This window comes from Rhodococcus erythropolis NBRC 15567 (assembly GCF_001552595.1).
GTDB classification, from domain to species: Bacteria; Actinomycetota; Actinomycetes; order Mycobacteriales; family Mycobacteriaceae; genus Rhodococcus_F; species Rhodococcus_F erythropolis.
Map to the genome: position 1 here is coordinate 645,297 of NZ_BCRM01000001.1, position 21,170 is coordinate 666,466.

The 21,170-nt window shown below is 61.7% G+C and carries 18 protein-coding genes; 9 read left to right on the forward strand and 9 right to left on the reverse strand.

Annotation, left to right across the window (positions count from 1 at the left end; all coding sequences use genetic code 11):
• Positions 1 to 62: 62 nt before the first annotated feature.
• From RE4_RS03155 to RE4_RS03170, 4 genes are all read right to left on the reverse strand, one after another.
• Positions 63 to 854: an IclR family transcriptional regulator gene (locus RE4_RS03155; RefSeq protein WP_019745347.1), complete on the reverse strand. Its 792-nt coding sequence runs from the start codon at positions 852 to 854 to the stop codon at positions 63 to 65.
• A gap of 90 nt (positions 855 to 944) precedes the next feature.
• Positions 945 to 1,607 carry an IclR family transcriptional regulator gene (locus RE4_RS03160; protein ID WP_019745346.1) on the reverse strand — a complete coding sequence of 221 codons (663 nt, stop codon included), beginning with the start codon at positions 1,605 to 1,607 and terminating at the stop codon, positions 945 to 947.
• Positions 1,608 to 1,644: 37 nt separating this feature from the next.
• Positions 1,645 to 2,787 carry a CaiB/BaiF CoA transferase family protein gene (locus RE4_RS03165; protein WP_060937967.1) on the reverse strand — a complete coding sequence of 381 codons (1,143 nt, stop codon included), beginning with the start codon at positions 2,785 to 2,787 and terminating at the stop codon, positions 1,645 to 1,647.
• An 11-nt stretch (positions 2,788 to 2,798) separates the two neighbouring features.
• Positions 2,799 to 3,968: an acyl-CoA dehydrogenase family protein gene (locus RE4_RS03170; protein ID WP_019745344.1), complete on the reverse strand. Its 1,170-nt coding sequence runs from the start codon at positions 3,966 to 3,968 to the stop codon at positions 2,799 to 2,801.
• Positions 3,969 to 4,203: 235 nt separating this feature from the next.
• On the opposite strand from RE4_RS03170, the gene RE4_RS03175 reads away from it, so the two are divergent.
• The 6 genes from RE4_RS03175 (at position 4,204) to RE4_RS03200 (ending at position 14,078) form a co-directional block, all read left to right on the forward strand.
• Positions 4,204 to 8,850, forward strand: a complete 4,647-nt coding sequence (locus RE4_RS03175; RefSeq protein WP_238076578.1) for an NAD-glutamate dehydrogenase — start codon at positions 4,204 to 4,206, stop codon at positions 8,848 to 8,850.
• Between the two features lie 109 nt (positions 8,851 to 8,959).
• The gene (gene hutC, locus RE4_RS03180; RefSeq protein WP_174531760.1) at positions 8,960 to 9,715 is read left to right on the forward strand and encodes a histidine utilization transcriptional repressor HutC; all 756 of its coding nucleotides are present in this window, start codon (positions 8,960 to 8,962) and stop codon (positions 9,713 to 9,715) included.
• Between the two features lie 217 nt (positions 9,716 to 9,932).
• Positions 9,933 to 11,327: a serine hydrolase domain-containing protein gene (locus RE4_RS03185; protein WP_238076575.1), complete on the forward strand. Its 1,395-nt coding sequence runs from the start codon at positions 9,933 to 9,935 to the stop codon at positions 11,325 to 11,327.
• A 98-nt stretch (positions 11,328 to 11,425) separates the two neighbouring features.
• Positions 11,426 to 12,505 (forward strand): dipeptidase, encoded by a 1,080-nt coding sequence (locus tag RE4_RS03190; protein WP_020909170.1) that lies wholly within the window; start codon positions 11,426 to 11,428, stop codon positions 12,503 to 12,505.
• 43 nt (positions 12,506 to 12,548) lie between these two features.
• Positions 12,549 to 13,484, forward strand: coding sequence for an alpha/beta fold hydrolase (locus tag RE4_RS03195; RefSeq protein ID WP_020970826.1), 936 nt, complete (start codon positions 12,549 to 12,551; stop codon positions 13,482 to 13,484).
• 87 nt (positions 13,485 to 13,571) lie between these two features.
• A complete protein-coding gene (locus tag RE4_RS03200) occupies positions 13,572 to 14,078 on the forward strand; it encodes a ClbS/DfsB family four-helix bundle protein (RefSeq protein ID WP_047888946.1) in 507 nt (168 codons plus the stop codon).
• Here the strand turns inward: RE4_RS03200 and RE4_RS03205 are convergent.
• A complete protein-coding gene (locus tag RE4_RS03205; RefSeq protein ID WP_060937971.1) occupies positions 14,069 to 14,647 on the reverse strand; it encodes a GNAT family N-acetyltransferase in 579 nt (192 codons plus the stop codon). The genes RE4_RS03200 and RE4_RS03205 overlap by 10 nt on opposite strands.
• 214 nt (positions 14,648 to 14,861) lie before the next feature.
• On the opposite strand from RE4_RS03205, the gene RE4_RS03210 reads away from it, so the two are divergent.
• Positions 14,862 to 15,656, forward strand: a complete 795-nt coding sequence (locus tag RE4_RS03210; protein ID WP_081098293.1) for an SDR family NAD(P)-dependent oxidoreductase — start codon at positions 14,862 to 14,864, stop codon at positions 15,654 to 15,656.
• Between the two features lies 1 nt (position 15,657).
• On the opposite strand, the gene RE4_RS03215 is transcribed toward RE4_RS03210, so the two are convergent.
• Genes RE4_RS03215 through RE4_RS03230 form a run of 4 tightly spaced genes read right to left on the reverse strand, consistent with a single transcriptional unit; the run spans position 15,658 to position 18,424 of the window.
• Positions 15,658 to 16,116, reverse strand: a complete 459-nt coding sequence (locus RE4_RS03215) for a nuclear transport factor 2 family protein (RefSeq protein ID WP_021331968.1) — start codon at positions 16,114 to 16,116, stop codon at positions 15,658 to 15,660.
• 51 nt (positions 16,117 to 16,167) lie between these two features.
• Complete coding sequence (locus tag RE4_RS03220; RefSeq protein WP_020909164.1) at positions 16,168 to 16,956, reverse strand: SDR family NAD(P)-dependent oxidoreductase; 789 nt, start codon at positions 16,954 to 16,956, stop codon at positions 16,168 to 16,170.
• Positions 16,957 to 16,986: 30 nt separating this feature from the next.
• Positions 16,987 to 17,283 (reverse strand): hypothetical protein, encoded by a 297-nt coding sequence (locus RE4_RS03225; RefSeq protein WP_019745334.1) that lies wholly within the window; start codon positions 17,281 to 17,283, stop codon positions 16,987 to 16,989.
• Positions 17,261 to 18,424, reverse strand: a complete 1,164-nt coding sequence (locus RE4_RS03230; protein ID WP_019745333.1) for a 3-ketosteroid-9-alpha-monooxygenase, oxygenase component — start codon at positions 18,422 to 18,424, stop codon at positions 17,261 to 17,263. Before RE4_RS03230 ends, RE4_RS03225 begins: the two co-directional genes overlap by 23 nt.
• Positions 18,425 to 18,661: 237 nt before the next feature.
• Between RE4_RS03230 and hsaA the strand changes: the two genes are divergently transcribed.
• Positions 18,662 to 19,828: a 3-hydroxy-9,10-secoandrosta-1,3,5(10)-triene-9,17-dione monooxygenase oxygenase subunit gene (gene hsaA / locus RE4_RS03235; protein ID WP_020970820.1), complete on the forward strand. Its 1,167-nt coding sequence runs from the start codon at positions 18,662 to 18,664 to the stop codon at positions 19,826 to 19,828.
• Positions 19,829 to 19,866: 38 nt separating this feature from the next.
• Positions 19,867 to 21,159, forward strand: coding sequence for a type I glutamate--ammonia ligase (locus RE4_RS03240; protein WP_060937973.1), 1,293 nt, complete (start codon positions 19,867 to 19,869; stop codon positions 21,157 to 21,159).
• Positions 21,160 to 21,170: the final 11 nt, after the last annotated feature.

Consider the following 21,170-nt stretch of genomic DNA (forward strand, 5'->3'; position numbering starts at 1 on the left):
AGACTCTAGTCTTGAATATGAGACGAAAACAAGGCCCGAAAAGTACGGAACGGAGAAATTGGCTACATGTCTGCGGTCGGGGTCTCCACCATTCGATCTCCGAGATCGGCGGAGAACTCGGCGCTGACGGCGCGCACTCGGTCGGCGATCAGGGCACTCTCCTCGGCCGATTTGGAGCCCGAGAGGAAGGTGACGCCGAGAGCTGCGACCGGACGACCGTCCCGCGTGATCACGGGGCTGGCGATGCAATTGATTCCGGATGTCGTCGCATTCTCTTCGACCGCATATCCGCTCTCACGTGCTGCGGCGAGCAGTTCTCGCAGTTCGGCGAGCGTCGACGGTCCCGTTCCGGTCCGCGTCGGCCAGGTGTATCCCTCGTAGAGCGCACTGATCTGTTCCACGTCCAGACGGCTCAGAATCGCGCGCCCGACTGCGGTGAGATGCGCTGGAAGGCGAGTCCCGATTTCGGTCACCAATCGCACGCCCGGCTTCAGTGGTTCACGTTTGTCGAGGTAGATGACGTCAGACCCCTGTAGTACCGCGAGATGAGACGTCTCATCCGTCGACTGAGTGAGTGCCAGCATGAATCGTTGGCCCTCACGGTGAAGTGGGCCTGAGCGCATGTACGACGCACCGACTTCGAACGCCGAGACACCCAGGGTCCAGGCGCGTTGATCAGCCCAGTACGAGACGAACCGTCGATCCCGCATGACATTGAGCAGATGATGCGTCGTGCTCTTGGGCAGGTCGAGGGCGCTGGAGATGTCCGCGGTCGCCAGCGGCACACCCCGGCGAGCCAGCAGATCGAGCACGTCGAGCACACGCTCAGCGGATTTCACGCGGCTCGTGCTCATGGGGTGTGTCCTTACAGGTAGGTCGGAGGAGGGAGTGGGGAACCCACATTGTCTCGGATACGAGACTGAATCGCCAAGCGCTCGGGGTGGTCAGGGAGTCTGGCTACCGAGTTCCGCGGACAACCGGGCGCAATGCTCCACCAAGACGCGACCGTGGCTGGCGCAGACCTCGTCCGTCAGACGGAATGTCGGGCCGACGACGCTGAGCGCTCCGGCTATCTGACCGACTGCGTTGTAGATCGGCGCGGCAACTCCGGTCGAGTGATCCTCGATGGTGTCGTGCGCAATGGCGTACCCGCTCTCGCCTACCTTGCCGCTCAACGCTGCGCCGACGGCGGTGCCGTCCAGGGGAACGCTCTGTCCCACCCACCCCATGTGGCGGATCGCGTGCGTGCCCTCGATCTGATCGAGATACAGCGCAGTGTCTTTCGGTCCCATCGTCGACAGGTAGGTCGATTCCCTCGTGGTTTCGGCGATGGCCTTCATCGCGGGCCGGGCTCTCGGCAACAGTTGATTGTCACCGAGAGCGCGAGCTCCGATCTGCAGTAGCCGCGGGCCGACGCGATAGACGTTGTCCTCGCCGCGAACGACGAACTCGGTTTGTTCGAGGCTTCTGATCAGGCGAAGGGCGGTACTGGTTGCCAGATCGGTTGCCTTGGCGGCGTCGCCGAGCGTCAATCCGCCGTGCTCGACGATCGCACCGAGAAGTTCGAACGTGCGATTCGCGCTGCGGGTCACGTCGCCGGGGGCCATGTCCTACTCCAAGTGCCGAGGGATGTCTGCGCTGAATCTATCGCGAGCCCGGCAGTACCTCACCGTGGTGCTCGTCCAGCAGGGGACTGCGGCGGACATCGGGGCGTTGGCTCTCACCGAACACGACGGGTTGTCGTACGTAGGAGATCTTTCCTGCTACCGGGTGCTCGAACGATTCGACGACTCCGCGATACTCGGCCTGTGCGGAGGTGAGTGCCTGCTGGACGTCCCAGATCTCCGAGCCGGCGAGGCCCGCGTCGCCGAGAATGCCGACCACGTCGGCGACGGTCTTTCCGGCAGCCCAGTTTTCGATCTCCTTGCGCAGTGCCGGCTCGTTCTCGGTCCGGGCGGTGTCGTCGGCAAATCGAGGATCTGCGATCAGGTCGATGCGATTCATCGTCTGCGCCAATTTCTCGAAGCCGGATTGGCTCGCAACCGCGAGGACAAAGAGTCCGTCGTCGGCCCGATAGGTGTCGAATGGTGTCGACACCGGATGACGGTTACCGACGCGTGGGGGAGTGAGCCCGGTGGATTGCAGTTGGCTGTGTGCTGTCGGCAGCATGGCGAGCATGCTGTCGAACATCGCGACGTCCAGATGCTGCCCGAGCCCGGTCGCCCGAGCGCCCAGCAGGGCGGTACTGATTCCCCAGGCAGCGAACAGCCCGGCGACCAGGTCTCCGAACGACTCACCCAGCCGGGTCGGGCCGGATTCTTCCGAGCCGGTGATGCTCATGATTCCCGAAAGAGCCTGGACTACAAGGTCGTAGGCGGCGGCGCCGGACATGGGTCCGTCCTGGCCGAAACCGGAGATGGACGCGTACACGATCCGCGGATTGCGAGCCCGCGCAGCTTCGTAGTCGATTCCCAGGCGCTTGGTGACGCCCGGGCGAAAGTTTTCCACGACGACGTCGGCGGTCTCGATGAGCGTCAGCAGCGCCTCACGGTCCTCGTCGTTCTTGAGGTTGAGTGCCACCGAACGCTTGCCACGATTGAGCACGTTGAAGTAGATGCTCTCGCCGTCGCGGAACGGGCCGAGGTGCCTCGAGTCTTCACCGTGTTCGGATTCGATCTTGACGACGTCCGCACCGGCGTCGGAAAGCAGTGCGGTGCAGTAGGGTCCGGCGAGGACGCGCGAGAGGTCGATGACCCGGATGCCGTCGAGTGGGGGAAGTGCAGACATGTCCGTGCCTTTCAGAAATCGGTGGAACGCGGCGACGGAGCGTTGCCGGCAATGGTGAGCAATTGGATCTGCGAGGTGCCCTCGAAGATGCGGAGAATGCGGCAATCGCGGTACAGGCGTTCGATTTCCGATTCGCGCATGAATCCCGCGCCGCCGTGGATCTGTACGGTTTGATCGACGATCGAGAAGCAGGCCTCGGTGGCGACGTACTTCGAAATCGATGCGGCGCGGCGGATGTCCTGACCGGCGTCCTTGACGTCGGCGGCCCAGTCTGCGGTGACGCGTGATGCGACCAGTTGCGCGTCGCAGCCACCGAGGAGTAGCTGGATTGCCTGGAAGTCGAAGATCGGCGTGCCGAACTGCTTTCGCTCCGTTGCGTACTCGCGTCCCAGTTCCCAAGCGCGCAAAGCGATGCCGTTTGCCATTGCCGCTACGTCGATGCGTGCTCGGTTCAGGGCGGTCAAGGCGATGTTGCCGCCGCGACCTTCGGTGCCGATCACCGAGTCGAGCGGCAGCACGACGTCGTCGAGGTAGACGGTGTATGTCGGAGCCGAACGAATTCCCATCTTGTCCTGCGGCTCCGAGTAACTGATTCCCGGAGTGCCCTTGGGGACGACGAAGGCGGTGATGCCGCGGAATCCTGCGCTCGGGTCCGTCTTGGCGAAGAGCACGACCAGGTCGGCTTCCTTCGCGTTGGAGATGTACGTCTTGGATCCGGAGAGATGCCAGCCGTCGTCCTCGCGTCGAGCGACGGTACGCATCGAGGCGATGTCGGAGCCGGCGTCGGGTTCGGTGAGTGCAAATCCGGCCAGCAGTTCGCCCGACGCGAGCTGGGGCAACCAGCGGTGCTTCTGCTCTTCGGAACCGCCGACGAGAATCGGCTCGAGGCCCAGGTAGTGCGCGGTGTAAATCGATGCCAGTGCGGCGTCGGTGCGTGCAACTTCTTCGATGGCGACCAGTTGGGTTCGTGTCGACAGGCCCAGACCGCCGAATTCCTCCGGCACGGAAATGCCCATGAGGTCCTGCTGTCCGAGGCGCTTGACCAGCTGCGCCGGGAACTCTTTGGATTCGTCGCGTGCGGCTGCTCCGGGTTGGATCTCGGCGTTGGCGAAGGCTCGGACGGTGCTGCGGAACTCAGCGAGATCAACGCTGTCGATGTCGTGCGCGGTCTGGGTGGTCACGGGGGGCTCCTTCGAAGCGAGGTAGTTCACGAATTTCATCTAATGGAATCTAATTGCCACTAGTTGGCACGACTGACTATGGCTGAGGGTGGCGAATTTGTCCAGGGGTGGAGCTGTTGTGTCGCGGCTCACGTTCTGCAATGATCAACTTGTCTAATCCTGTATAGACAAGTTGATCGCGGATCGAACCCACTACAAGTCGGAAGCAGCGTGGCTTTCGGCGGAAGGTGCTGACATGAGCCTCGTTTCAGTCGACACGACACCGGACTCCGAGAATGTGAGGAGGGTGTGCAGTAGGTATTTCGAGGGCTTGTCGGCTGATCGATACGCGGCGCTCGCCGAAGACCGCAAGCTTGCGATGGTCGCCGCGCACATGGATCTTTCGCGCCGACGGGGACACAACTCGTCGATCTCGAGACTCGCGCCGGCCGGGGAGCTGGGGGACGGGCCGGCAATTCAATACGTCGGCGACGACATGCCGCAGCTCGTCGAAGCGGTACTGGCGACACTTGCCCGCGCGCGCATGGAGCCGGAATTCGTGGTGCACCCAGTGCTTCGCACAGTCGTGCAACCGGCGCACAGCACCGAAGACGCCCGGGTCGGGGAGCGTGCCGAATCATGGATCCACATAGGACTACCCGCACATTGTTCGGACGCGCAGGCGCAGGTGATCGCTGATGACGTCGCCGGAATCCTCGACCGTATCGCGCGTGCCTTCCGCGATACCTCGCCCCTGCGGGATCTCGTCGACGAGGCGCGCGGGCAACTGACCTCGGGCGGTCACGCCGAAGAAGCTGACTTCCTCCAGTGGTGCAGTGCCGGAAACTTCAGTGTCGTCGGCGGTGCGCGAACAATCGACAGGCACGAGCCGTACACCCTCGGCGTGCTCCCCGATCCAACCGGCTCTTCGGATTCGAAGGCGGTGCCCCTCTCGATCGGAGTGGTGTACCTCGGGCAAGGGTTCGGTGGATCCGCATACGCCACCGAGATCGACGTGTCCGTCGGTGACCGTGAATACCGATTCATCGGGTCCTTCACCTCGACCGGACTTGTCGCAGACGTCAGGCGGACCCCGCTCGTGCGAGGACGCGTCGCAGACATCTTCGACGCCTCCGGATCCACCGTGGATTCGTTTGTCGGACAATCGATGCTGGCGGTGATTCAGTCGATTCCGATCACAGTCCTCTTTGCCGCCGACCCGGCCCGAATTGCGGACGCACTGGACGAACTCACTTCTGTGGACGGCCGCACGTCGTTCCATCTGTTCCTGCAACCCGTGGGATGCTCTCCGACGACGGGGCAAGACCAGGAGCTGTCGGCTTTGCTGTTCGTTCCGCGCGAGAAATTCAGTACGACGATCAGAACAACGGCCGAGTCGGTACTCGCCGAGGCGCTCGGTGCCCGCACCATCGAGTTCTCCAGTCGAGTATCGGAATCTCCCTTGGCTGTCGTGCATTTCACGGCCACAGTCGGCGGTGGAGCAAACTTCGCATCGGCGCGACAAGCGCGGGAGATTCGGGATCTCGTCGTCGACGCGTGCCTGACGTGGGACGAGCGATTCGTTCTGGATGCTTCGCACTACGACGAGCAGCGCAGGCGTGCTCAGTTCGCCGAGCAAGTTCCGGTGGCATACAAGCAGGATTTCGACGCCGTCCGCGCCGCCGAGGACATGGCGGTATTCGACGGCCTCGAACTCGGAGAGGTGAGCCCACGGTTGGCCCGATCTGTCGACGGACCCGGTACTCACCGACTCGGGCTGTACGTATCAGGTGACCCGCTCTCGCTGGGCGAGGTTCTGCCCGTATTGCAGAGCCTGGGCGTCGACGTGGTCGACGAGCGTCCGTACGAGCTCGTCTCGGCAGGTTCGGAACAGTCCTGGATCTACGAGTTCACGCTCGACTATCCGAGTGCGCCGGTCGAAGGCTTCGACAACTTTGCCGCGCGGTTCGCGGCGACGTTTGCCGCGGTTCGAAACGGCTCCGCCGAGCCGGACTCGTTCAACGAACTTGTCGCGATCGCCGGACTCGGTTGGAAACAAGTAGTGGTGCTGCGGGCATACGCGGAGTTCTTGCAGCAAGCAGGATTTCCGTACAGCACCAGTCGCGTCGCCGAGGTACTTGCCGATCATCCCGAGATCGCCGCCGGTCTGTGCGAATTGTTCGAGAGCCGTTTCGATCCCGACGTCGTAGACGGAGATCGAGGTGCGTGTGCAGCAGCGGAGGTGGAAACAGCCGTGGCACAAGTGCAAGGACTCGACGCCGATCGGATCCTGCGCGCGTTGTCCGAGCTGGTCCGTAACACGTTGCGTACCAACTACTTCGTCTATGGCACCGAATCGCTCGGCGCACTCTCGTTGAAGTTCGATTCGGAGAAGGTGTCCGTACTGCCCTTCCCTCGACCGAAGTTCGAGATATTCGTGTACTCACCCGATGTAGCAGGTGTGCACCTTCGCTTCGGTACGGTTGCCCGCGGCGGCTTGCGCTGGTCGGATCGGAAAGAGGACTTCCGCACCGAGGTCCTGGGATTGGTGAAGGCGCAGGCAGTCAAGAACGCGGTCATCGTGCCTGTCGGTGCGAAGGGCGGATTTGTCGTCAAACGCCCGCCGGTTCCAGGACAGGGTGTAGACGCGGACCGAGAAGCCACGTTGGCGGCCGGGATCGAGTGCTACCGATCCTTCATTCGCGGACTACTCGATCTGACCGACAACGTCGACAAACAGAGCGGCGCCGTTGTCGCGGCGCGAAGGGTCGTTCGCCACGACGGGGACGACACTTATCTTGTTGTCGCCGCGGACAAGGGCACTGCAAAGTTTTCCGACATCGCGAACGACGTTGCCGCGCAGTACGGATTCTGGCTCGGCGACGCCTTCGCATCCGGCGGATCGGTCGGCTACGACCACAAAGCCATGGGTATCACGGCGAAGGGCGCCTGGGAGAGTGTCAAGCGGCACTTCCGGGAATTCGGCGTCGATACCCAGCACGACGACTTCACCGCGGTGGGGATCGGAGACATGAGTGGTGACGTCTTCGGCAACGGTATGTTGTGCAGCAAGCACATTCGTCTCCTCGCGGCGTTCGATCATCGGCACGTGTTCGTCGACCCGAACCCGTCACCTGAGCGCTCGTACGACGAGCGATCACGTCTCTTCTCGCTCCCACGATCGTCGTGGGCCGACTACGACCCGACCTTGATCAGTGCGGGTGGCGGAGTGTGGGAACGCTCGGCGAAGCGCGTTCCGATCAGTGACGAGATGCGACAGGCACTGGGTCTCGACGCCGACGTCACCGAACTGACTCCACCGCAACTGGTTCGGGCGATTCTGCGGTCCCCGACAGATCTCTTGTGGAACGGCGGCATTGGAACGTACGTCAAGGCCTCCGGTGAGTCCGACCTCGAAGTCGGCGACAAGAGTAATGACGCGGTTCGGGTGAACGGCAACGAAGTGCGTGCACGTGTGATCGGGGAAGGAGGCAACCTCGGCCTCACCCAAGCAGGACGAATCGAATACGCGCGTATCGGCGGACGGATCAATACAGACGCCCTCGACAATTCCGCGGGAGTCGATTGCTCCGATCACGAGGTGAACATCAAGATCCTTCTCGACTCCCTGATCAGCTCAGGCGTCGTCGCGGACTCACATCGCGACGCACTGCTCGAATCGTTGACCGACCAGGTCGCCGAACTCGTTCTTGCAGACAACCGTTCACAGAACGAACTGATGGGCACCACGCGTGCGGATGCGGGGGCAATGATCGGCGTGCACGGAAGAGTGATTTCGAACCTCGAATCTCGCGGAATCGTCGACCGCGTCATCGAAGGGTTTCCGACCAAGAAGCAGTTCGCCGCGGCCGAGAAGACGGGAACGGGGCTGACGTCGCCGGAACTCGCCACACTGATGGCCCACGTCAAACTCGATCTGAAATCCACGCTGTTGGCTGGAAGCTCGATCGACAACCAGATCTACCGCAAGGCGCTGGTGAACTACTTTCCGGAGGGTGTTCGAGATGCAGGGGGCGACGCCCTCGACCGGCACCCATTGCGGCGCGAGATCGTCGCGACCGTGCTGACGAACAACGTCATCGATCGGGGCGGCATCACCTATGCGTATCGGCTCGGTGAAGAGGTCGGCGCTGATCCGGAAGACGCGGTACGTGCCTTCACCGTGGTTTCCGAGGTGTTCGGACTGTGGAAGTTGTGGCACGACATCAGCAAAGCCTCGATCTCGACTGCCGTATCCGACGAGTTGATCCTGCTCACCAGGCGACTGCTCGACCGGGCGTCACGGTGGATGCTGACGCGTCGGCCGCAACCGCTGGCCGTCGGGGCCGAGATCAGCAGATTCGGTGATCGCATCGCGGAGGCGTCGACCGAGCTCGATGACTGGCTGGTAGGCGCAGATCAGCGGAACCTGGCTGCGCGAACGGTCCTCATCACGGACAAGGGCGCGCCGGAGAACCTGGTCAGGCGAGTGGAGATCTTGCTCGATCAGTTCGGACTGCTCGATGTGGTGGAGATCGCTGACCTCGCCGATCGCACAATCTCGGAGACCGGTGAACTCTACTTCCGGCTCGGCGAGCTTGTTGGGCTCGTCCCGATGCTCAATCGAGTGTCGGCATTGAGCAAGGACGGAAAATGGAACGCATTGGCGAGGTTGTCGCTGCGGGACGAGTTGTACTCGACGGTGCGGGCCTTGACCCTCGACGTCTTGGCCGACGCGGAAGCGGGTGACTCGACAGCGGAAAAACTCTCCAGGTGGGAAGAAAGGAATGCGTCGAGAATCGAGAGGTCGACTCTCGCGCTCGCCGAGATCGAGGCATCGGGGCAACACGATCTTGCTGCGCTTTCGGTTGCGACGAGCCAATTGCGGCGCATGGTGGGCTAGGCCCGGCGCGGACGCCCGCGGATTGATCGGAAAGGTGCGCGAGACGGATAGACTTCGAAGGCCGAACGGGAGAACCGACTCGGTGGTTTTCGACGAACGGGTGGTGGCGATGGCGATTGCTGAAGTGGACGCAGAACTCGCCGTGCTGTTCAACGAGGCAGGCGGCGAGTCCGCCCCTGCCTACGAACGGGTGAAGAACCTCGTGGTCTCGCAGATCAATTCGGGTCGGTGGACCGAAGGCGATCAGCTGCCTTCGGAAAATCAACTGGTCAGTGCGCTTGGGTTGTCACGTATGACGATCAACCGAGCGCTTCGTGAACTCACCAGCGACGGTCTGATCGTGCGGATGATGGGGGTCGGTACTTTTGTCGCCGCCACGAAGACCGCGTCCCCGCTGTTCGAAGTAAAGAACATCGCCGACGAGATTCAGCGCCGCGGCCACCGTCATCGAACCGCGGTCGTGTTCGTTCGTGAGGAAGAAACCGACCACGGGCAGACGTTCCTTCGTGAATCGGTGGGCAAACGGGTGTTCCATTCGCTGATGGTGCACTTCGAGGACGAAACCCCGATTCAGGTGGAAGACCGGTTCGTGAATCCGAACGAGGCGCCCGACTATCTGCGCCAGGACTTCACCGCGATCACCCCCAACAACTACTTGAGTGACGTTGCGCCTCTGGTTCGCGGCGAGCATGTCGTGGAAGCAGTGTTAGGGAGCCCGGACGAATGCGAGCTGCTCCGCATCGATCGAGGGGAACCGTGTCTGTTGATTCGCCGCCGCACCTGGTCGGCCAACGGGTTGGTCAGTGCGGCGCGCTTGATCCACCCCGGTTCACGCAATCGCTTGGAAGGAACCTTCGAGCGCTGATCGTTTCGAGTGGGGAGTCCTGAACGCAGGCTCGTCCGATCGCACCATTTTCGGGGTCGAGTTCGGTGCAATCGACCAGGACGTGACTGCGAGCACACTGAGATCATGGGTGGACGGTTATTGCTTCCGCAACCTCACTTCCCGACGAGTGAGACCTGAGCGGATCGCAGCAACGCTGTCTACGCCACTGGCTTCCATGATCGAAGGAGTTCGACCTGTGACCGACTTGCCCAAGGACCTACTTGTCGCCCCGAAGTGGCAGGAACGCCTCGACGAACTGGCAGCCAAGCATTCGGTACCTGGCGCGCAGGTCGGTGTGATCGCGCTGGGCGAAGACGGTGCAGCGGATATCCGTGTCATCACCACCGGAGTGACGAGCCTGAACACGCGTGTCGACGTCGACGCAGACACCCTGTTCCAGTACGGATCCGCGAGCAAGATCTGGACGACGACTCTGATCATGCAGCTCGTCGACGAGGGCAAGCTGACGCTGGACACCCTGGTGGTGGAGGTGCTTCCGGAGTTCACGATCGCGGATCCTTCCAACACGAAGGAAATCACGATCCGCCAGTTGCTCACGCACACAAGCGGTATCGACGGAGACCTGTTCAACGACACCGGCGACGGCGACGACTGCGTCGAGAAGTACGTCGACGAACTCGCGACCGCGATCAGCGTCACCGAGCCCGGCGCGCATCTGAGTTACAGCAATGCAGGTTTCGCCGTTGCCGGCCGTATCGTCGAGGTTCTTCGTGAGATGACGTGGGACGAGGCGTTGGTCGAATACCTCTGGAAGCCACTCGGATTGACGCACATCATCACCAAGGCCAAGGATGCCCCGCTGTTCCGCACCGCCGTCGGTCATGTGGCGAACCCGGATCGGACGTCGCCGGACAAGGTGGTTCCGACCAAGCAGTGGCTGCTTCCGCGCGGTATCGGTCCGGCCGGGATCATCACCGGATCCGTCAGCTCGCTTCTGACCTTCGGTGCTGCACACATGCGTGACGGCCTCGCGTTGACGGGTGAACGTATCCTGTCCGAAGAATCCGCGCGTCTGATGCGCACCCCACAGTTCGACCTGACCGCGGTTTCGAGCGTCGATCAGGCCTGGGGGCTCGGCTGGATCCTGTCCGACTGGGGCGGTGTGACGTCCGCGCAGCACGGTGGTGCGACGATCGGCCAGATCACTCGTTTTCACACCTTCCCCGAACTCGGCCTGGCCATGGCAGTTGTCACCAACTCGCGTGGTGGCGGTGCCCTGGCTCACGACATCGAGAAGGAGATCGCTCAGGAGCTCGATCTCGTTCTGCCGGAGCCGAAGTCCGAACCGGATGCAGCAGACATCGATCTGTCTCACATTCTCGGGACCTATGAATCGACAACCGTTCGAATCGAACTCACGCGTGGCGACGACGGCGGATTCCAGGTTCAGAACTTCGCCAAGGTCGAGATCGACGGCGAGCCGCCGGCCCCGCCCACCAAGGTCGTGCCTCTGTCTGCTTCCCGGTTCTCGATCAGTAACGAGAGCGCTTCTGGCGAGATGGCTCACCTCACGATCGATGGCGAGGAATATCTGTACATGACACGGCTTTTCAAGAAGATTTCCGACTAGCCGCGGCGAGATGATTCTCTCCGCTGAATGAAATCTCGGGCAGGTCGAGGGCGATGAGGGCCCTCGACCTGCCCGCACTACTTTCTCGAGGAAAACTCATGTTGAAACCTCTCGCTCCTTTTCCGGACGTGAATCACCCAGCGGCACTGGATGCTTACGGCCTTGCGCCGGTCATCGACGGTCACAACGATCTGGCATGGACGGCTCGCGAAACTGCCGCATACTCGGTGGAAAATCTGGAGAAGGATTCCATATTCCAAACCGACATCGACAAACTCGGTCGCGGTGGCGTCGGTGCGCAGTTCTGGTCGGTTTACACCCCGTGTGACAGGACGGAGGCCGAGGCTGTTCAGTACACACTCGAGCAGATCGACTATGTATACCGGATGATCGAGCGGTACCCGGATACTTTCGAATTCGCGCGCACCGGTGACGATGTGCGTCGCATCTGGAGCGAGGGCAAGGTCGCGTCATTGTTGGGTGCGGAGGGCGGTCACAGCATCGGCAGTTCGCTCGGCGTTCTGAGAATGATGGCGCGCCTTGGTCTTCGGTACATGACTCTGACGCACAACGACAACACCGGGTGGGCGGACTCCGCGACGGACACTCGAGTACACGGCGGGCTGACCGACTTCGGTCGCGAGATCGTGCGCGAAATGAACCGGCTCGGCGTGCTCGTCGATCTGTCGCACGTCTCGGTGGAAACGATGAGAGATGCCATCGAGACGTCGTCGGCGCCGGTGATCTTCAGCCATTCGTCCTGCACTCAGCTATGCGGTCACCCCCGTAATGTTCCCGACGACGTCATGAGGCTGCTCGCGGACAACGGCGGGGTCATCATGATCGCCTTTGTGCCCATGTTCCTTTCTTCCGAGTACAACGAGTGGTTCAAAGGCGGGCGGGTCGGCCCACGGCCGGCGATGACGGTGGACCATCTGGCCGATCACGTCGAGCATGCCCGAGACGTCGCGGGCATCGACCACATCGGTTTGGGAAGTGACTACGATGGGTTCGACGACTTTCCGGACGGTATGCAGGACGTATCCGGTTTCGCGGTGTTGATAGACCGTCTGGCGGAACGCGGTTGGTCCGCGGAGGACTTGGCAAAGCTGATGGGCAACAACGTGTTGCGTGTGCTCGACGAGACCAGTGCGGCCTCGATATCGAGCCTTTCCTAGCCGTATCGACGCCGTATCGACGCCCGAGAAGATGAGGATGAGAATGAAGAAGATTCGTACCGTTGCACTGAAGGTGGTTGCTTCGGTGTCCGTAGTTCTGGTTGTGCTGGTATCGATAGCGCTCGTATTCAACGTCGGCTCCAGCAAGGCGAACGTTCCGACCGCGGAAACGGGCAACCAGTTCGTGTCCGTCGACGGCAAGAACATGAGCTACTCGATTCGCGGCAGCGGTGATCGGACCATCGTGCTGCTGCCCGGGTTCGGAACGTCCGCACCGATCCTCGACTTCAAATCACTCATCGACGAGCTTGCACCTGACTACCGCGTTGTCACGATCGAGCCCTTCGGCTACGGATACAGCGACGCAACCGACAAGGACCGCACGGCTGAGAACATCGTCGAAGAGATACACGAGGCTGTGCAGGCCTTGGGGATTGACGAATACATCCTCATGGGTCACTCCATCACAGGTGTTTATGCCTTGGACTACACCGCGAAGTACGGCGACGAGGTCACCGCTTTCGTGGGCATCGACAGCAGCGTCCCGGGGCAGCCGAACATGGACACCAAGTTCCCGATCGAAGTCTTCCGCGTTGCAAAGAAATTGGGCTTCTCCGACGTTCTGGCGAAACTCGGTGGCAGTGAGGAAACCGATGCCTACCTCGATGAAGCCGAGAAGGCAGAGATGAGCCGACTGGTCGCGAAGAACAACTTCAGCGACACGTATCTCAACGAAATGGATCACCTTTCCAGCAACTTCGCCGCGGCGATCGGCAAGACGTTCCCTGCCGATCTCCCGATTCTGTTGTTCGCTGTACAGAATTCCAAGGTCCAGGGCTGGACAGAGCTGCACGAAGGACAGGCAGCATCGGTCGATCATGGTGAATTGGTCTTGCTGGACGGAGACCACTACCTACACCACACCAAGTCGAAGGAGATCGCCGAGAACCTCGAAAGGTTCCTGGGCGAGCTGAACTGAAACTCGTAGGACGTTAATGTTGAATGCGGGGCCATCGAGTCGAGATGGTCCCGCTTCTTCTTTCTCTACTGATCGTTCGGAGGCATTGTGGCGCAGACCTTGTCACGTGAGGAACTGGCGAGTGCGCTGGACTCGGCGTATTCGAAACTCGACGCGTTACTCGACGGCGTCGCCGAGGCCGATGCGTTCGACGCCGTTGCCGTCGATGCGTGGACGGTGCACGACGTACTCGCTGTGCGTGTCTGGTGGGCAGAGGCCGTCGTAGAGTGGATAGGTGCCGGACTGCAAGACGAGACACCGCAGACGCCGGCTGCGGGTTACAAGTGGACGCAAACACCCGCGCTGAACCAGTCGGTGGTCGAGGCGAGTGCAGGTACCTCGGTTCGAGAGCTTCGGGATCGTTTGCGCGCGGCTGTCGCAGCGCTGCGTCGATACGTGGGAACTCTCGAAGACGATCAACTGCTGTCGGTCGGGGTTTTCTCGTGGACCCGGACGTGGCCGGTCTCGAGGTGGATCGCCGTCAACACGATCACCCAATACACGTCGTTGTCGAAAATGATTCGGCGAGTGCTGAAGTCGAACAATCAGCCCTGAAGTCGATGCATCCGCCATACGTCCAGTCCGTCGGGGAGCGAGGTCTGGCCGACGATCGTGAAACCGAACCGTTGGTACAGCGGGAGATTTCGTTCGGTCGACGTGTCGAGCCAGCAAGCCTGTTCGGTTCGATCCAGTTCCGCCAAAGCATGTTTCAGTAGTGCAGAGCCCAATCCACTGCCCTGCGAACGCGGTGTCGTACCGATCGTTGCCAACGACCACGCGTGCTCGAGGGCGGGAAGCGCAGACAGTTGTTCGTCAGCCTGGAGAACGCGCTCGAACCGATCTCCGTGCAGTTCCACGATCTTCTCGACAGTCGCTTCATCAGGCTCCGGGGCGTCGGGCGGCAGGACTGCGATGACGCCGTTGCCTGAATCATCGATGTATGAACGTCCGAACGGTAGTGCCAGGTGTTCGAGGTAGATCCGTTGCAGAGCGGCGACCCGTTCCGCGTGAGAGTCTTCGGCGACGCACCAGTTCGTCCAGGGATAGTCGGCAAAAGCCTCGCCGAGAACCTCGGCGGCACGGTCGAGGTCGTCGATGGACAGCGGTCGAACAGAATTCTGCATAGTGCCACTTCAGCACAGTGGAGTCTTCTGTCGCCACTCGATTTCGGCGGTGTAGCAGGTGCGCGGGCCGTGGTCACGTACTTGTGAGTTCATTCAAGAAAGTTGGACGCGGCTGTCGATCCTGCGTTCACTGGTAGTGATCGGGTAATCGCCGAGCTGTCAATTTCGGGCACATGAGATCCGGGTACGGCGATTCCCCGCGAAGGGAATGAATATGAACAGGCTCGAAGGCAAAAATGTAGTGATCACCGGCGCCGCCAGCGGAATCGGGCGTGCAGCAGCACAACTCATGGCGGCAGAAGGCGCCAAGGTGCTGGTCGCCGACCTCGATCCAGCTCGAGCGGAGGAAGCAGCGGCGGCGATACGCGAGACCGGCGGCACTGCGCTGGGTTTCGGCGTCGATGTCATGAACGAGGAGTCTCTGGCAGCGATGATCGAAAGGGCGGTCGCCGAATTCGGTGGCATCAACGTCTTGTGCAATCACGTGGGCGGTAGTAATCCGCGCAAGGATCTCGACCTGCTCCGGATGGACCTGGACGAGTGGGATCGCGTGATGTCGCTCAACGCTCGCAGCACCGTTGTCGCGTCGCGGCTGGCGATTCCGCACATGATCAAGGCCGGCGGTGGGTCGATCGTGAACACCGCGTCGGTTGGCGGATTGATCGGTGACTCTTTGCAGTCGGCCTACGGCGCGGCCAAGGCTGCGGTGATCCGGCTGACTCAGTACATCGCTGTTCAGTACGGGCCGGAGAACATTCGGTGCAACGCCGTGGCACCGGGTGCGATTATGACACCCGCACTCGTGGACAACATCCCGGCTGACGTCATCGAAGGAATGAAGCAGGCAAACGCGCTTCCCTACCTCGGCGAACCTGAAGACATCGCACACGCCATGGTCTACCTGGCCTCGGACGAGTCTCGCTACATGACGGGGCAGACCTTGGTGGTCGACGGGGGACTCACCAGCAAGAGCCCGCTCGCGACCGGCCGTTCGTCGATGTTGAGCTGAGTCAGCTCCGCCAACCGCTGGGGCCGGCACCCAGAACCTCGATGGATCCCTGACTGGCGTGTGAATGCTTGGTGCGGTGCGTCATTCGCCACCTTCCGTCGATTCGGGTCCACGAATCGTGGTAGTCGCCGAGGGTGAAGAAGTTCAGGTGAGCTTTGCTCCCGGTGCCCACATGCATGTCGCTGACATAGGAGCGGCTGGTGGCAATATCACCGACCACCTCGACCAGCACGTTGCCGATCAGATGTTGGGTGGGACCGCACTCGTCGAGGAACGAGCGGATGGAAGCCACTACCTCGGCAGGTCCACGAAGAGTTCCGGTTCCCAGTTCTGCCGTAGCGTCCGGAGTCATGATCCGGTGGAGTTCATCCCAGTCCCGCGCGTCCATGGCTCGGGCGAACTCGAAAATGGAGCGGGTGATCTCGCGTTCGTCGAGAAGAGTGGTGATGTCGACGCCCATGCTGTGCGCCTTTCTTAACGTCGGGGGGTTAATAAAGGCGCACAGCAGAAGTCAGCGGTTCAGCAGCTTGCGCATCGCTTCGGCAGCGCCCTTGACCATCTTGTCTCGGGGGAAGCCGCTGCGCTTCTTGGCGCCTTCGTAGTTTCCTGCAGCAACCCAGATCGGGCCGTCGGCAAGGTGTTCGAGACCTTCGCGTGCAACATCCTCGGGCTCTGCGACGTTCATGCCCGGGATGTCGAAGTTCAATCCCGCGCGAATCATGGCCGGCGTGCGAGTGACACCGAGAATGAACTCGACGACGTGAACGCCGTACGGCTGAAGTTCGAGCCACAGGCTTTCGGCGAAGATGCGACCGAAAGCTTTCGAGGCCGCGTAGATGCTCTGGTGCTCGGAGCCCATGAATCCGGCCAGCGAACCGAGCAGCATGATGCCGCCTCGTCCGCGATCCTTCATCAAACCGCCGAAGTGGTGAGAGAGTTCGAGTTGCTTGTTGATGTTCAGCTCGATGACTCCGGCGAATCCCGTCAGATCACCGGTCACGAACTCGTGGCCGTAGCTGTTGGCGCCGGCGTTGAAGATGAGCAGGCCGACCTCGACGTCGTCGGTGACAGCCTTGATCTGGTCGAGCGCGTCGGGAACCAATAGATCCAGTGCGAGAGTGCGTACTTCGACGCCGTTGGCGCGTGCCTTGGCCGCAGTCTCCTCGAGCGGCCCCGGCTTGCGGGCGATGAGAACGAGGTTGATGCCGATCTTGCTGAGCTCGTCGGCGAACCCTGCGCCGACACCTTCGGAACCGCCGGCGATGACTGCCCACGGGCCGTAGTACTGGGGATCGATCATTACTACCTTCTTCGAAAGATGTTGGCTCGGCTAGTGAAACGGAGCGGGTACTGGTTCGCTGTCGTCGACGATCGGCTGAGGCACCGGCTCGTCGTTGAGAATCTCGAGCTTGCCGGCCGTTGCAGCGTTCACGATGGACGCGATCAAGGCGCCGCACTCCTTGCGGGGAGCACCGGGTCGTCCTTCTCGCTGCCCGAATTCACGGTCGTCGGCGATTTCGAGGCACTGGGCGCGGGCCTGGTCACTCCACTGAACGGTGGTGTGTTCCCAACTGTTCTTCTGGACCAGGACCTGCGCCTTGCACTCAGCGCACTGAAGAGGCTGCATCTTCGTCTGCCTTCTTCGCAGCGAGGTTGTCTTCGACTTCCTTCTGCCAGGCGGCGACGGGTCGCGCGGTGTCGAGTTCGAATTCGAAGCGTTCGGTCATCTCGGGAGCAATGTCCGCGACGTCGACGTAGAACTGTTCGTACCAGCGGCGGAGCTGGTAGACCGGGCCATCCTCTTCGCACAGGAGCGGGTTCTCGATGCGAGTCTTGTTCTTCCAGATCTCGACGTCCTGCTCGAAGCCCTTGGCGATGAACGTGCCGAAGTTCGCGGCCATCGCGTCGGCGGCTTCACCCTGGAAGCGATCGGACTTCTTGACGATGATGCCGTACTGGAGCACGAACTTGTCAGCGCTGACCGGGTAGTGGCAGTTGATGAGCACAGAGTCGACGTTGTAGTCCTCGTACTCGTAGGTCAGGTCGTCGACCATGAAGGAGGGGCCGAAGTACGTGGCAACCGAGTTGCTGCCGACCATCTTCGGGGTGCCTGCTGCGTGGGGACGCATATCGGAGCGAGCGACGCCGCGCATGTACTGCGTTGCGGCGTGGCCTTCGAAGACGTTCTTGAAGTACGTCGGGAAGGAGTAGTGCACGTAGAAGAAGTGCGCCATGTCGACGATGTTGTCGACGATTTCACGACAGTTGGTGTCGACGGTCGTGGTGTACCAGACCCAGTCGCTCCACTCGTCGCTGAGCGCGCCTTCGATACGGGGGATGGCTACGTCGTCGGTCGGCGGGTTGCCCTCGGGGTCGTGCCAGACGAAGAGCATGCCGTCCTGGTCGAGGGTCTGCCATGCGCGCGTCTTGGCCAGCGGGGGAACGCGGCGTGCATAGGGAATCTTCTGGCACTTGCCGTTGCCGCCCCAGCGCCAATCGTGGAACGGACAGGCAATGGCGTCGCCCTTGATGGTGCCCTGGCTCAGGTCGCCACCCATGTGACGGCAGTACGCGTCGAGGATCTTGACGTTGCCTTCACTGTCGGCGAAGACGACGAGCTTGGTGCCGAACGCCTCGATGGAGTGCGGCTGGCCGTCCTTGAAGGACTCCGTGAGCCCAATGCAGTGCCATCCACGTGCAAAGCGAGTAGGCGCGGTTCCAGCTTGGATCTCGCGAACTTCGTCGTTGTCGGACTGATTGATCGTCACGATGAGTCCCGTCCTTTCCAGGGTCAGTGTCGACGCCCGACGCTAGGGGAGCGTGAATTACCGCTGGGGCCTCGTCTCACTGGCCGGGACCAGCGGCGAGCGAGTGGATCCGGCGGCTGATCCCGGCCTCCGGGACTTCCGATCATCGGAACGCGTGACCGACATATCGTGACGGGGCAGCCGTTATGTCTATCTGCCGATCCGCTCCCTCACGGTTCGGTGCGAGGAGTGTCTTCCATGGTCAACAAGGTTCTGAGCTCAGTCCGTGATCTGCTTCCGAAGATCGCGGCCCGCGCTCAGAAGGTCGACGATTCGCGCAAGATCTCCGAACGGACCATCCGGGAGCTTTCCGAAGCCGGCGTCTTCTCCATGCTGGCGCCCAAGAGATATGGGGGCGCCGAGAGCGACCCGGTCCACTTCTACGAAGTGGTCAGGGCAATCTCCGCTGCCTGTGGTTCGACCGGTTGGGTCGCGTCGGTGGTGGGAGTGCACCCGTGGCATCTGGCGCTTTTCGACGACCAGGCACAGGCCGACGTGTGGGGAGAGGATCAGACGACGCTCATCTCGTCCGCGTACGCGCCGGTCGGTCGACTGACGGCGGTGGACGGTGGTTACGAACTGTCGGGCCAGTGGGGCTTCTCTTCCGGCTGTGATCACGCGAGTTGGGCATTGCTGGGCGCGATGGTGGTCGGGATGGACGGCCGGCCGGTCGATTTCATGACGGTGTTGGTGCCGCGTACGGATTACGAGATCCGAGATGTCTGGGATGTCGTGGGGATGCGCGGCACCGCGAGCAACGAGATCGTGGTCGACAAGGCCTTTGTGCCCGAGCACCGATTGAAGCGCAACTACGAGACCGCACAACTTCGCGGCCCAGGCCAAGCAGTCAATCCTGGTCCGCTGTACAAGCTTCCGTTCGGGAGTATCTTCACCTCGACGGTCGCGGCTCCGTGTGTGGGCATCGTCGCCGGTTGTTACGAGGGGTACCTGGACGTGATGCGTGAGCGGGTCCGTCTGAGCTTGGGTGGTGGACGGTTCAGTGAGGACCAGTTCGCTCAGGTTGCCGTCGCGCGTGCGTCGTCGGAGATCGATGCCGCGATTCTGCAGATGGATCGCAATATCCGGGAGATGTACGAACTTGCTGTCGCCGGCAAGGAGCTTCCGCTCTCGATGAGGCTGCGCGCGCGTCGTGATCAGGTTCGCGCGACGGAACGTTCGGTGGAGGCGATCGACATGCTGTTCAAGACGGCAGGCGGGAACTCCCTCTCTCGCGGAAACCCGATCGAGCGTGCGTGGCGAGACGTTCATGCGGGCAGCGTTCACGTTGCCAACGAACCCGAGCGCGCGTTGGCGCTGTACGGCCGGGCGGCGTTCGGACTGCCGGTGGAGGACAACCTGATCTGACGGGTTGGCGCATCGCCGAGTGGGGTATTTGCCTCTGGATGAGGGAAGTTCCGGCTTTGACCATCGGCTCGATCGTCGACATGGCGGGTGTCGCGCGGGCGAAAGTGATGCCGGCAGGCCGAAGCGGTGTCTTCGAGGAAGTCGGTGCGGGGGTCTCGCCGAGTTGGAATGTTTTCTGCAGCGACGATCGGATTGCCTTCACCGATTCCTTTTCCGTCGTGGGTGATCTCCGGTTGCGTATCGACCGTTCCGACCTCCGCGATCTCGGCGAGGGTGTGTCGTGGGCGCCGGCCACTCTGTACGCGCAAGACGGTTCGACGGCTGCCGTGTGCACTCGGTCCGCACTCACTGCCGTCGTGGCGCGGCTTGCTGCCGACGGACTGGAAGCTCGCGTGGGTCACGAGATCGAATTCACTCTTTTCGGTGATGCGTGCGACGGAGCGTGGTCGGCGTACGGGTTAGGTGCAGTCCTTCGCCGCGAGGACTTCCTCAAGGACCTTCTGCGCAATGCCGAACGCGCACAACTTCATATCGAGCAAGTTCATGCGGAGTACGGACCGGATCAATTCGAGATCTCCATCGCTCCGGCAACTCCCGTTCAGGCCGCCGATCTTGTGGTGCTTGCCCGGATCTTGATCAGCCGCACTGCCAGAGCCCATGGATTGGCGGCATCGTTTTCACCGATACCTACGATCGGAGGTGCCGGGAACGGTGCACACCAGCACTTTTCGTTGATCTCAGGTGGGCGGCCCGTCTTCTCCGGTGGTGGTCAGGACTACGGGATGACCGACGAAGGATCATCAGCTTTGGGTGGAATCCTTTCTCACCTCACGGAATTCACGGCCGTCTTTGCTTCCTCGCCGCTCTCCGGCCTCAGGCTGCGTCCGGACAATTGGTCGGGGGCCTACGTCTGTTGGGGGCTCGAGAACCGGGAAGCGGCACTGAGGTTCTGCACGGAGTCACCGTCGAATCCACACGGCGCCAACGCCGAAGTCAAGATTATCGATCCATCGGCCAATCCGTATCTGGCCACCGCTGCGGTACTCGGTCTTTCGCAGATCGGTATCGACAATGCCGCGCCATTGCCGCCTGAAATCGTGGTGAACCCGTCGACTCTCACAGAGGCGGAACGTGATGAGCGCGGGGTGACCCGAGTCCCCACCGATCTCGGCGAGATCGTGCAGAAGTTCAACTCCTCCTCGGTGGCGAGGGAAATCTTCGGGGAGTCGATCATCGAAGCGATGGTGTCCGTGAAGGGAGCTGAGCAGGAGACGTTCTCCCAGATGGACGAGGCGACAACCGTCGAGCGGCTTCGATACACCTGGAGTTGAAGGGGTTGACG